Source organism: Hungatella hominis (genome assembly GCF_014288005.1).
GTDB lineage: Bacteria > Bacillota > Clostridia > Lachnospirales > Lachnospiraceae > Hungatella > Hungatella effluvii.
The window spans coordinates 117,914-130,923 of record NZ_JACOPB010000002.1; the positions used below are offsets into that span (position 1 = coordinate 117,914).

12 protein-coding genes are annotated in these 13,010 nt (G+C 50.1%); 5 read left to right on the forward strand and 7 right to left on the reverse strand.

The window, feature by feature from the left end; all coding sequences use genetic code 11:
• The first annotated feature begins 12 nt into the window (after positions 1-12).
• On the forward strand, positions 13-1,167 hold the full coding sequence (locus H8S75_RS04825) for an aminotransferase class V-fold PLP-dependent enzyme (protein ID WP_187019780.1): 1,155 nt from the start codon (positions 13-15) through the stop codon (positions 1,165-1,167).
• Entirely contained in the window at positions 1,160-2,254 is a 1,095-nt protein-coding gene (locus H8S75_RS04830) for an amidohydrolase family protein (RefSeq protein ID WP_187019781.1), read from the forward strand. Before H8S75_RS04825 ends, H8S75_RS04830 begins: the two co-directional genes overlap by 8 nt.
• A gap of 162 nt (positions 2,255-2,416) precedes the next feature.
• Here H8S75_RS04830 and H8S75_RS33285 read toward each other — a convergent pair whose 3' ends face one another.
• The 5 genes from H8S75_RS33285 to dgoD all read right to left on the reverse strand — a co-directional run bounded on the left by H8S75_RS33285 (position 2,417) and on the right by dgoD (position 7,629).
• Complete coding sequence (locus H8S75_RS33285) at positions 2,417-3,196, reverse strand: IclR family transcriptional regulator (protein ID WP_187019783.1); 780 nt, start codon at positions 3,194-3,196, stop codon at positions 2,417-2,419.
• Positions 3,197-3,295: 99 nt separating this feature from the next.
• On the reverse strand, positions 3,296-4,129 hold the full coding sequence (locus H8S75_RS04840; protein WP_110324598.1) for a carbohydrate ABC transporter permease: 834 nt from the start codon (positions 4,127-4,129) through the stop codon (positions 3,296-3,298).
• A complete protein-coding gene (locus H8S75_RS04845; RefSeq protein ID WP_187020593.1) occupies positions 4,122-4,988 on the reverse strand; it encodes a carbohydrate ABC transporter permease in 867 nt (288 codons plus the stop codon). The genes H8S75_RS04840 and H8S75_RS04845 overlap by 8 nt, the downstream gene beginning before the upstream one ends.
• A 96-nt stretch (positions 4,989-5,084) precedes the next feature.
• Positions 5,085-6,449: an ABC transporter substrate-binding protein gene (locus H8S75_RS04850; protein ID WP_055656781.1), complete on the reverse strand. Its 1,365-nt coding sequence runs from the start codon at positions 6,447-6,449 to the stop codon at positions 5,085-5,087.
• A gap of 28 nt (positions 6,450-6,477) precedes the next feature.
• A complete protein-coding gene (gene dgoD / locus H8S75_RS04855; protein WP_117623134.1) occupies positions 6,478-7,629 on the reverse strand; it encodes a galactonate dehydratase in 1,152 nt (383 codons plus the stop codon).
• A 367-nt stretch (positions 7,630-7,996) separates the two neighbouring features.
• On the opposite strand from dgoD, the gene H8S75_RS04860 reads away from it, so the two are divergent.
• From H8S75_RS04860 to H8S75_RS04870, 3 genes are all read left to right on the forward strand, one after another.
• Positions 7,997-8,629 carry a bifunctional 4-hydroxy-2-oxoglutarate aldolase/2-dehydro-3-deoxy-phosphogluconate aldolase gene (locus H8S75_RS04860; RefSeq protein WP_187019785.1) on the forward strand — a complete coding sequence of 211 codons (633 nt, stop codon included), beginning with the start codon at positions 7,997-7,999 and terminating at the stop codon, positions 8,627-8,629.
• A gap of 20 nt (positions 8,630-8,649) precedes the next feature.
• The gene (locus tag H8S75_RS04865; RefSeq protein WP_187019786.1) at positions 8,650-9,630 is read left to right on the forward strand and encodes a 2-dehydro-3-deoxygalactonokinase; all 981 of its coding nucleotides are present in this window, start codon (positions 8,650-8,652) and stop codon (positions 9,628-9,630) included.
• 67 nt (positions 9,631-9,697) lie between these two features.
• Positions 9,698-10,369 carry a GntR family transcriptional regulator gene (locus H8S75_RS04870; RefSeq protein WP_187019788.1) on the forward strand — a complete coding sequence of 224 codons (672 nt, stop codon included), beginning with the start codon at positions 9,698-9,700 and terminating at the stop codon, positions 10,367-10,369.
• Between the two features lie 29 nt (positions 10,370-10,398).
• Here H8S75_RS04870 and H8S75_RS04875 read toward each other — a convergent pair whose 3' ends face one another.
• A complete protein-coding gene (locus H8S75_RS04875; protein WP_187019790.1) occupies positions 10,399-11,820 on the reverse strand; it encodes a GntP family permease in 1,422 nt (473 codons plus the stop codon).
• Between the two features lie 19 nt (positions 11,821-11,839).
• Positions 11,840-13,006, reverse strand: coding sequence for a UxaA family hydrolase (locus H8S75_RS04880; protein ID WP_242354538.1), 1,167 nt, complete (start codon positions 13,004-13,006; stop codon positions 11,840-11,842).
• Between the last annotated feature and the right edge of the window lie 4 nt (positions 13,007-13,010).

The following is a 13,010-nucleotide window of genomic DNA, read 5'->3' on the forward strand; positions in this document are numbered from 1 at the left end:
GACTGGGGAAAAATGAATATTTATGACGAACTAAATGTGGACAGAATCATCAATGCCAGCGATACCTACACACGAATCGGCGGTTCCCGCATGAGCCGCCGCACACTCGAGACCATGCAGGAAGCCGCAGAAAGCTTTGTGGACATCGGAGAATTATCTGATGCCATCTGCAAACGAATTGCAGAGCGCACAGGCAATGAGACGGCGTTTATCTCATCGGGGGCGGGAGCCTGCGTCGTTCTCACTGCCAGCGCCTGTATGACCAGGGGAAACGAAGAGCTGATGTACCAGCTGCCGGATGCCTCTGCCTGCCCGAAAAATGAAATCATCGTATTTGCGTCTCAGAAGAACTGTCCGATTCTTCCCTACTGGCATTTAACCGAGCTTTCCGGCGCATCGCTTATTCCTGTGGCGGACAGTATTAAATCGCTTCAGGAGGCCATCGGCCCGAAGACGGCCGCCGTCTTTTTCTTCACCGGAACCGTTTATGAATGGACCACTCCCGACTTAAGGGATGTGATTGAGACAGCCCACGAGGCCGGTGTGCCCGTGATCGTAGATGCGGCGGCTCAGCTTCCTCCGAAGTCTCTGATGTCCTGGTATACCGTGGACTTAAAAGCGGATGCCGTCATTTTCAGCGGCGGAAAATTCATTAACGGTCCTCAGACGACGGGGATCGTGCTGGGGCGCCATGAGATTCTCGACCACTGCCGGGCCATGGCCAGTCCTAACGTAAGAATCGGCCGGCCCTATAAGGTAGGCAAGGAGGAGTATGCGGCGTTTTACCGGGCCTGCATGGATTTCCTTGACCTTAATGAGGAGGCGAAGTATCAGGAACTAAAGGCTGTACTGGAGCACATAAAGGCCTCTCTTTCCGAAGTTCCAGGGTATCACAGCTACATAGAGGAAACCGGACGTCTCGGCCAGCAGATTCCCATGCTCTACCTTCAGTTCACCGATGGAACCACGGGAAAAGAGTGCTATGACTTCCTGTATTCTGCACCGGAACGGATAGATATCGGAACCTTTAACCGCAAAGATCCCACGGGTGATCCGTGCCGCATCTTCATCAACGCCATCAATCTGCGTGAACCGGATCTCCCAATTCTGATTCAGAAACTGAACCGCTTCCTCACCTTGCCGGAAAGGGGGCGTTCTCATGAATGAAAAAACGCTGGTCCGATACTACGATGCCGAAAAAAACCGTTTCTTTAACGGTGAGCTCTGTGGCCGGGATGGAGACTGGCATGTCGAATACAGAAACGACGGCCCGCCCGAAACAGATCTTTTCTTAAGCCCCGGATGGATCGATATGCACGCTCACATCTTTGACGGATTCGGCCTTTTCGGTACGGAAGCCGATGCGGTTGGCTGGAAGACAGGAACCTGTCTTCTGGTCGATGCCGGAACCGTGGGAGAGTACACACTTCACGGCTTTACAAAGTATGTGGCGCCGACTATTGAAACGAATATCAGGCTGTTCCTCTGCATCAGCCCGATCGGCGTGATCTTCCATCACGATTACAATGCCATGCAGTATTTGAATGCTGACCGCTGTGGCGCATGTGTGGCCGAACATCCCGGACTGATTTCCGGTGTGAAGGTGCGTATGGGCAGTGAGACCATCCGTCACGAGGGTCTCGAACCGCTGCGCTTAGCCAGCCTTGCCGCCCGGAAGGGAGGTGTTCCGATGATGGTTCACGTCGGAGGAAATCCCCCGTATTTAAAGGACATGGAACCGTATTTTGAAAAGGGAGACATCATAACCCATGTATTCAATGGCCGCGGCGGCGACGTGTGGAACCCTGACGGTACACCGTCAGAAGCACTTCAGAAGCTGATCGACCGTGGCGTCTGGCTTGATGTGGGACACGGAAGCAGCAGCTTTGATTTCGATGTATTTGAAAGAGCCGCCCGCCACCCGCTGCCCCGCTTCCTGATGGGAACCGATTTACACCAGAGCTCTGTGAAAAAACTGGTACGAAACATGGCTGTTCTGCTCTCCAAACTATACGGCTGCGGTGTTTCTCTGGAAGACATTCTTTACGGTGTCACCACAGGTCCCGCGACGGCGCTGGGACTCACCGGCTGGTGCCGCTTAAGTACAGTTCAGAATGCCACACTGTTCCGCATCGTGAATCATACGGAGACGTATGAGGACTGTCAGGGAAATTCGCGGACCTTTCACAAAGCGTTTTCGACAGAGGCTGTTATACTGAATGGGGAGTATCGAAAGACTGCTGCTATATTATAGCTAAAAGGGGCTTTTTATGTAATAGGAGCACTTTCCTATTACATAAAAAAGCTGATTTCCATGGACCGTTTTGATCCACAGAAATCAGCTTTACTTTTTTATCAGGAAATGTCTCTCATAGCTGCGGCTTTCCTTCCCCACAGCTCTTACCGCCTTCCACAGCTACATAATCCCATTGAAATCTGCGTTTTTCAGCAATTTTTCCAGACGAAGCTGCGCTTCTCTTAAAAGCCGGATCGTGAGCGCTTCCTTTTCCGGATCATACCGGAATACCGGCATGGCGATGCTCATGGCCGCAATGACTCCGCCATCCCGCCGGATGGGTACAGCCACACAGCGAATGTACTGGGTTGATTCCTCACATTCAAAGGCAAGCCCGTTTCTCTGTATCTCATCCAGCTGGTATGAAAGCCTGTCTATGTCGGTTATCGTATTCGGTGTCAGCGCTTTTAAGCCGTCCGGATACAATCGCTTCAGTTCGTCCTTTGATTTTCCTGACAGCAGCGCTTTCCCGATTCCCGTCGCGTAAGCGGGCAGCCGCTGTCCCGGGGATACCACGGAACGGACCGGCTCGGTGGAATCCACCTTATAGAGGTAGAACACGTCTCCCTCTACCAGTTGGGCAAAGTAGCAGGTCTCGCCGCAGGCTTCCACAATCGTATGCATCTGCGTCTGAATGTCGGTGGTGAGACCGCCTCTTCTTAAATATACATTACCAATCTCATAAGCCTTGTACCCGATACAGTACCGGCCCGTATCAGGATTCAGGGACAGCATATGAAGCTCACAGAGCGTATGTACAATTGGGAACAGGCTGCTTTTCGGAGCTTTTAATGCGGAAGCAAGCTCTGTCAGCGTCATTCCCTGGGCGGGCGCCGCCGTCAGCTGCTCCAGCGTATCAATCACGCGTTTCGTCGCGCGGTGAAGTTCCTCGTTTGGCACGTTCTAACACCTCTTCTTTTATTTACAGCTGTGTATCTGCCGCACAGCTGAACAGTTATTCTTATTGTACACACTTTTTCCAAATAGTACAAGCATTAATTAACCTTTTACAGCCCCCTGCGTCATGCTGCTGATAAAGTAGCGCTGCAGGAAAATAAACATTACCACGACGGGAAGACTGGAGAGCAGGGAAGCGGCCATCAAGTCGTTCCACATGATCTTATCGTAACTCGCCATCTGTCCGATCGCCACCGGTAACGTCTTCATCTTATCCGATGTAATACACAGCATGGTAAACATATATTCATTCCAGCTCTGGATAAATGCGTAAATGGTCGTGGAGATCAGACCAGGCAGCGTCAGCGGAGCAATAATTTTCCAGAATATCTTCAAATGGCTGCAGCCATCGATTCTGGCCGCCTCGTCCAGTTCCCGTGAAATGCTGTTAAAGAATCCATACATCATCCAGGAACAGAACGGTATGACACTGGCGATGTGAACCAGAATGATTCCTCTTCTGGAATTGGCCAGTCCATAGATTGTAAGAAGCTTATAATAGGGTACAAACAGCATAACCGCCGGAAACATCTGCGTCACAAGAATGAACATCATGATCATCCCTTTTCCTTTAAACTGAAAACGGGAGAATCCATAGCCGGCCAGCGTGGAGAAAAGGACCGCAAGCACGGTTGCCACCGTGGAGATAACCACACTGTTCTTTAAATAGGTAAAAAACGGATACTCTGTTATCACGTTTTTGTATGCCTCCAAAGAAAATGTCTTTGGGAACATCGTTACGGTGGAGCTGGTCATAATCTCGTTGATTGACTTGAATGAGGTGGAGGCCATATAGAGAATCGGCACAAGGACGATTAAGCTTCCCAGAGTCAATCCCATATAGCAAAGCGCATTTATTCTCTTTTGACTATTCATCCTTTAACAACCTCCTCTGCATAATACTGATAACAATACAGATCAGGAACACCACAACCGCCAGGGCGGACGACGGACCGAAATCGAAAAATTCGAATGCCCGCTTATAGATATTGACGCCGATGGTATTGGTGGCGCCGTTGGGACCGCCCTGGGTCAGCAGCCAGATCATCGTCACATGCTTGAACCACCATACGACATCGAGAATCAGGGTAACGGAAAGTGTCGATTTCATGCTGGGAACCGTCACATACCAGAAGGTCTTCCAGTTGGTGGCCCCGTCGATTCTGGCCGCCTCAATGATGTCACCCGGCACAGTCTGAAGTCCGGCCAGAAGCTGGATCATCACGAGAGGGTATCCTTTCCAGATACAGATAAAGATTAGTACTGCAAGTGCCAGCTTCGGAGATCCCAGCCAGGACATCGGTTCCTGCAAAATCCCCATGGATACCAGCGTACTGTTTAAAAATCCCATGGTAGGATTGAAAATCCACCGCCACAGGTTAGCGATTACAACTTCCGGAAAGAGCCATGGAAGCAGTAAAATAGCCCGGAATACGGTGCGCCCCTTTATATCCCGGTTCAGCATAACCGCAAATAAAAATCCAAAAATAAAGTGTCCCAGTACGACGCCGACCGTAAAGATCAGTGTGATCTTCATGCTGGAATAGAAATCGGCCTCCGTCAAAACCTTTGCATAGTTTTTCAGGCCGATAAAATTCCATTTGTTGACCAGATTCGTCTTAAAAAAGCTGATATAGATTCCATAACAGAACGGATAAAGAAGCAGCAAAGCCAGCGTAATCACCGCAGGCGTGACAAAGCCATAGGCCGCAACGCGCGTTTTTACCCGATTCATCGTTCCATTCGTTCCGTGCTTCAAATAATCACTCCCCTCAACATACAGGAAAGACCGGCTGCCGGAGGGCAGAGCCGGTCTTTCCTGGCTGGTACTTTAACCTTCATTCGCGGCGTCACAGATCTCCTGCGCTCTCTTCTGCGCTTTGGCTGCTGCCTCCTCTACGGTCGATTCTCCGGTGAATACAGACTGATATGCCTGTCCATGTACATCGTTGATCTCGCTGTAGCCTGGAATATTTGGTGTTTCATAAACGGTCTGGCGTGCCTCTAAGAAACCGGCCAGCTCCGGCATATCGTTAATGCTCGGATCGTCAAGAGTCTCTGTACGGGTTGGAAGACGGCCTGTCATAACAGAAAATTCAAGCGCTCTCTCCTTCTCAAGCATAAACTTAATAAATTCAGCAGATTCTTTTTCATGTTTTCCAGGTGTAATGAAATATCCAAACCCACCCGGTGTGCTGACAGAACGCTCCACTGCCGGTACCGGGAAGGAACCGAGTTTGCCCTTTAACTCCGGAACCTGAGAGGTTATCGCACCAATTGCATTGGAGCCGGTAATCAGCATGGCTGCTTTGCCTGATGAAAACAGATTGACTGCGGTCGGATAATCGGTCTCAATAACTCCCGGAGGGCAGGTATGGTAAGTCACATCCAGATCGGTGTAGGCACGCAGTGCGTCAATATACTTCTGAGAACCGATATCGGTAGTCCACTTTCCATCGTCTCCCAGAATAAACTCATCCACACCAAAGTTACGGATCACATACTGGAATCTTCCTGCGCCTGAACCATTGTTTGCGCCGACCAGGGTATTGCCGTAGGCTCCGTCTCCCGTCAGAGCTTTGGATACTTCTACAAATTCATCCCATGATTTCGGTACCGCTACCCCTTTTTCATCGAAGATATCTTTACGGTAAACAATACCAGATGCTCCGCTGAACCATGGCGCTCCGTAAGCCACTCCGTCTACACTTGCGCTTGCAAGGCTGACACTTTCAAATCCATCCACGTAGTCCTGACCAAAAATTGGTGCGATTTCCGCAGCCAGCCCCATGTCCACAATCGTAGCGGTATCCAGCATGTTCGCCAGGAAGAAGTCCGGCATGGAATCCGATGTTGCCAGCGTTATGTACTTTTTCATAAGATCATTGGCGCTGACGCCCTCTACTTCCACGGTAATTCCGTTGCCCAGCGCATTGAACTCCTCAATACACTTCTTTTCAAAGTCTCCCTCCGGAGACTCCAGAATCGTGGAAGAAATATAAGTAATCGTCACATTCTCTCCACTGCTTTCCTTTGCAGCTTCTGTCTCCCCCTCTGTCTTTGCTGCTTCCGTCTGCTGTGTCTCTGCAGCTGCCGCTTTCGTAGTCTCCGGAGCCGCTTCTTTTCCACCGCATCCGGCCAGCATAGAAGCCGCCATCACTACTGATAATCCAATTGCCAGATTCTTTTTAACCATTTCTTCTCCTCCTTGTATCTCTTTATCATTACCATTCAATTGGTGTTCCGTCGTAGGTCCGCCACATTGGATTCTTCCAGTTATGGCGGTTCTTGTTCTGTTCCTGAACCATCTCCTCGTCTACTTCTACGCCGAGTCCCGGTCCTTCGGGAATCTCAACAAAACCATCTTTAAAATGAAATACTTCCTTATTCTTTAAGAAATTAATCCTCGGGTTCGTATCGCCTGCATCGTGAATATCAATGCTCTGCTCCTGAAGCACCAGATTCGGTGTCGCCGCTCCCATCTGAATACAGGAAGAAAATGCAATCGCGTCCAGAGGACAGTGCGGCGCAACTGCCACATCGTAAGCTTCCGCCATGGCTGCGATTCTTCTCGCTTCGCTGATACCACCCGCATGGCTCAAATCGGGCTGGATAATATCCACATATCCCTGTTCAAACAGAGATTTATAATCCCACCTGCTGTACATTCGTTCTCCTATGGCAATGGGCGCAGATGTATACTTCGCTACCTCACGCAGCGCTTCCTTATTCTCCGGAAGCACCGGTTCCTCCATAAAAAGCGGATGAAACTGGTCTAATTCCCGGACCAGAACCTTTGCCATAGGCTTGTGAATTCTTCCGTGAAAATCAATGGCCATATCGATGTTGTTACCGATGGCATCACGGATTGCTCCTACTTTTTCCACCAGCTTATTCACGCTTTGCAGCGTATCTACATAGTGGGTGGGGTCTGTCGGCGAAGTCTTAATGACTGTATAGCCTTCTCTGACCGCCTGTCTCGCATCCTCTGCCACTTCTTCCGGCGTATCACCGTGTATGCTTCGGTATACCTTAATCTTATCCTTGACCTTTCCCCCCAGCATCTCATAGACAGGAGCATGATAATAACGCCCCTTGATATCCCACAACGCCTGGTCGATACCGGCGATCGTGCTCATCAACACCGGACCTCCCCGATAAAAGGCGCGGCGGTACATGGTCTGCCAGTGCTCCTCAATCCGCAGCGGATCTTTTCCTATAAAATAGTCGCGCCACTCATTCACGGAAGCTTCCAGTGTTGCAGCTCTTCCTTCTACCAGAGGTTCTCCCCAGCCACAAATTCCTGCATCCGTCTCAATCTTTAACAGCAGAAAACGGTGTGGCATAAAATAGAGCTTCATGTCTGTAATTTTCATTTCTCTCCTTACATCCCTTTCTATTTCGTTATTCGTACTTCTCGCTTATTTGTTCGTATATAGGAACTCAGTTCCTTATATTAACCATATTTTTACTATACCCCATGTTTTCCCGTCTGTCAATACAGAAAATCTCTTTTTTCTGTTTTTATTGTTTATTATGTACTCCTTTCTTCTTTTGTACTTCAATTTTTCTAGCATATTATTATTATATTTTTTCTTTTAGCAAAAAACAATTGACAAAAGCTTTTCCTCACGCCTATAATATAATTAACCTTTTAAGAACTAAGTTCTTATATAGGAACCCTTTTTTCAGATTATCAACTTCATTTTACTTTTCATGTTCTTTAAACAGGAGGTCATCATCATGACAACTTTTGATAAAGTTCTGGCAGGCGGTATCATCACAATTATCCGCGGCCTGGATTCCGATTATGCGGAAAAGACAGTGGAGGCTATCTTCGCGGGCGGGCTTCGCCTGGCCGAGATCACCTTTGACCAGACGGCCGCGCCGGAGGTTACAGCAAATATCATCCGCACTTTAAACCAGAAATTCGAGGGGCGGGTCCTAATCGGTGCAGGCACCGTCATGACCAGCGGGCAGCTCCATGCAGCGTATGACGCAGGAGCCGCCTACATTATTTCGCCCAATGCAGATTCCTCCATTATCCGTGAGACAAAGCGCCTCGGTCTTCTTTCCATGCCCGGCGCCTATACCGCAACGGAGGTGGCACGCTGCTATGCCGATGGAGCCGATATTGTAAAGGTATTCCCCTCTGATTCCGCCGGTCCGGGTTACATAAAAGCGCTTCGCGGCCCGCTTCATCACATTCCGCTTGCCGCAGTCGGCGGAGTAAGCCTGGAAAATATCCGGGACTTCTTCGATGCAGGAGCCTGCTGTGTGGGCATTGGTTCCAATATTGTCAGCAAACAGGCTGTACAGGAAGGGGATTTTGACAGGATCCGAATGCTTGCCGCCGCTTATGCGGCAAAACTTTAAATAAGAAAGTTGGTGTTTCCTTGTATTACTTCTACTTTGACTCAGGTACAACAAACACGCGGGCCTGCCTCTTAAAGGGCGGAACCATTCTAAACCGCGGAGAAATTCCGGTCGGTTCCCGCGATTCCGCTCTGCATCAAAATCGGGCTGTCCTCATATCCGCATTAAAACGGCTCTATGACCAGCTCCTCTCCGAATCAGGAATTGCCGATACGCAGGTGGCGGATATCTATATGTCCGGAATGATCTCCAGTCCCTCCGGATTGACAGAGATTGAGCACTTGTCCACCCCTGTGGATTTTAAAAAATTGAAAAACAGTATTGTCACTTATTATGAGGCCGATTTCTTTCAGCGAAATGTTCATATTATTCCCGGAATCAAGACGCTTCCCCAGGGAATGACTGCTTCCGTCGAGACTGTGGTTGATGCCAATAATATGCGCGGAGAGGAAACTGAGTTGTTTGGAATTCTCCACCGCTGTCCTGGTCTGGCCAGCGGCAGAAGTATCATCCTGCTTCCCGGTTCCCATACACAGGCGGCTTTCCTGTTCGACGGTACCATCGAAAATATCTCTTCCACCATAACAGGGGAGCTCTATCACGCCCTGGCCGGGCACACGATTCTCGGTTCCAGCATCAATGGAGAGAAGTGCACGGAGCTTCTTCCCCACATGGTCTGTATGGGATACGATATCGTCCACCTGTACGGTTTCAACCGTGCGCTGTACGTCGTCCGCAGTATGGACTTATTCGCCGGTTCGACGCTGTCTGAGCGGCGCTCCTACTTGGAAGGCGTTATTAACGGCGGGGTCATGGATGCCATCGTCTCCGTCACACAGGACAAACCAGCAACCATCGCCGTGGCCGGACCGCATATGCAGTATGATATCTTTTCGGCCTTTGCCGATAAGCTGTTTCCGCAGTTTAAGATCACGGAAGTGCCTGTCACTCCGTCATTTCCGTTTGCCGTAGAAGGATTTTTAAGTCTTATGGGATTTTAGGAGACATTGACATTTTTTCCCTTTTCAACTATGATTGTTATACAAATCATTTAAGGGGGAAACTGCAATGGCAGGAACACGCAGACCGGTCACTACCATTAAGGAACAGGTATACCAAATCATCAAAGAGGATATCTGTAATGGTGTCTACCCGCCGGGCTACTGGCTTCAGGAAACTGATCTTTCCGCCGCGCTCTCCGTCTCAAGAAGCCCGATCAGGGAGGCGCTGCGCCAGTTGGTCGCGGATGGACTTGTGGTAGAATACCCGAACCGCGGTGTGTTCGTTAAGGAATATACGCAGAAGGATATTGAAGATATCTTCGATCTGCGGATCATCCTGGAGAGCTATGCCATCCGGCGGTCCGGTCAGAATCTCACCTCTGCATATGCCGAAAAGCTTAACACCTTCATGGATACTTTAATCTACTACCATAAAGCTGATGATCTCCAGAATTACATCAACGCAGACACCGGACTCCACCAGCTGATCATCGAGCTGAGCGGCAACAACCTGGTTATCAGCACTTATGAAAGGGTCTATTCCATGGTACAGCAGTTCAGGATCTATTCCCTTACCAGCAAGGAGCGTTTTGACGAATCGGTGACGGAACATACCAATATCATACAGAACATCCTGTCCGGGAACGCCCGGGAGGCCGACCGGATCAACCGGACTCACTTAGAGCTGGCCCGCGAAAAGATCATTGTATACTTAAACAAAAAAGATGCTCTCCCTTAGCCTGTCGCCAAAGGAGGGCATCTTTTCTATTAATGGAAAAATACTGCCAGAATACAGATCAGGATGGAACCAAAGATCGGTATGATAATGGTTCCTATACTCCATGTCTTCAAGCTGGTCTTGATATCCATTCCACTGAAGTTGGTTACCACATGGAAATAACTGTCGTTTAAGAAGGATGGACACATGGAGGTCAGGCAGACCGCCAGACCGGCCAGGTAGGGATTAATTCCCAGGGTTGTAAGCATGGGAGCGATGATCGCGGAACCGGTAATCATCGCGGTTGTGCCGGAGCCCTGCGGGAAACGCATAATCGTTCCAATCAGAAGCGGAACCAGGATTCCCGGAATTCCTACTGCAACGATTCCGTCTGCCATCAGCTGAGCCGCGCCGGTTGCTTTCACGACCGCACCCAGAGCGCCGCCTGCAGCGGTAATGCAGACGATCGGGCCCGCGTCCTTTAACGCGTCGTTCATCATTCCGTTGACCGTCTTCTTATCCATGTCCTTAGCCAGAACAAAGGCGCCCAGACAGAGAGAGATAAACAGTGCGATTACAGGATTTCCGAGGAAGGTAATCACGCCTCCCACGGCATTGGCCTTCCATGCGGTCTGGCTGACAACGGTATTGCAGAGAATTAAAAATACGGGAAGCAGCAGAATCGTAAAGGAAATGCCCGCTGACGGAAGCTTTTCCGTAGACAGCAGCGCCTCAAAATCAGAGTTCTCCAGCTCTTTTCCCTCTTTCAGCTTTTCATCAATCTTATCCAGAACCATCAGCTGAGCCTTCGTATACTTGCTTCTGTCGATCTCGCTCGGAACGATGAAATCAGGGTACCGGTTTCCGAACCAGCGGAATAAAAAGATGGATACGATGAACAGCGGAATACTGAAAAGCAGTCCTGCTATGATAAACATACCAAGATCAACGGGGATGCCTTCTTTCTGGAACGTACTGACTACCGCCAGAGGTCCCGGTGTCGGCGGAACCATAAAGTGGGTAATATAGAGGCCCATACCCAGGATGCCGCCCAGTCCTACCATGGATTTCTTGGTCAGACGGGAAAATTCTTTTGCCAGTGACGATAAGATGACGAATCCCGAGTCACAGAACACCGGAATGGAAACCACAAAGCCAGTCAGGCCCAGCACCACATCGGCCCGTTTCACGCCTACCATCTTTAAGATGGTAAGAGCCATACGCTTTGCCGCTCCGCTCTTCTCCAGGAAAATTCCCATGATACAGCCGAAGCCGATCACGATGCCGATACTGGCCATCGTCCCTCCAAAACCGCTCGTCACGGTGCTGATGGATTCCCCCAGCGGAATGCCTGATAAGATGCCGATTAAAATTGCAGAAATAATGAGTGATGGAAACGCATGCATTCGCGTAAAGATAATCAGTCCCATCATAACGACTACACCAATTAACATAGCTATTACTGGATTCATACAGTTACTCCCCTTTCTACTAGATGACCGGACCGAGACACTGAATATCGATCGAGCTGAAATACTGGATCGCTTCATTCTTTGTCATTTCTCCGTTTAAGGTCCGTATCATTTTATCAAACGCTTCTTCTCCTACCTGTTCAATCGTCTTTTCACCGGTAATAATCAGTCCGGCGTTTAAATCCATATCGTCTTCCATCCGCTCATACGTATTGGGATTACCGCAGATCTTGATGACTGGCATGCTCGGGAACCCCTGAGGCGCCCCCCGTCCGGTGGAAAACATCATAAACTGTGCCCCCGTGGCCGCCATACCGGTCAGAATCTCCGGCTCTCTGCCCGGCGTATCCTTGATCCAGAGGCCCTTCTGATTCGTCACCCGTTCCGGATAGTCAAGCACGCCCTGAATCGGCTTTGTTCCTGATTTGACGATGGCTCCCAACGATTTTTCTTCAATACTGGAAAGTCCCCCTGCGATATTTCCCGGTGTGGGCTGCCCTTTTCTCATATCACAGCCTAAGGATTTCGCCCTGGCCTCCATCTTGTTTACAATGGTGTAGATCTGATCTCCCACCTCTTTACTGACCGCTCTGCGCGCCAGCAAATGTTCCCCTCCGATAAACTCCGTCGTCTCGCCAAATACCACCGTCGCGCCCAGATCCACGAGACGGTCGGCCACATAGCCGATCACACAGTTGGAGGCCATGCCGCTGGTGGTGTCTGACGCGCCGCATTTGATCGCCATAACGACGTTGGATATATCCGCAGGCGAACGCTGCATGCCCGAGGCCTCAATCACGAGCCGGCGCGCAATGTTGGTACCGGCCATGATGGCCTTGCTGACTCCGCCCAGCTCCTGAATGTGGATAATCTCCACGCGTTTTCCGGTGGCGGAGATCTCCTTTACCATCCGCTCATGATCCGTCCCCTCGCATCCCAGGCTTACGATCAGCACGGAGGCCGTGTTGGGTGAACAGCCTATGCTGATTAAGGTGTCCGTCACACGCTCCAGATCCGGCGGCAGCTGACAGCAGCCCTGATGATGCAGGTAGGTTACCGTTCCCTGGACCTGGCGGCAGATGGCAAGCGCCACGTCATTGGCGCACGTCACGCTGGGAATAACCGCTACGAAATTGCGGGCGCCCACCTTTCCGTCTGGGCGTATGTACCCCATGAATTCCATCATTAAT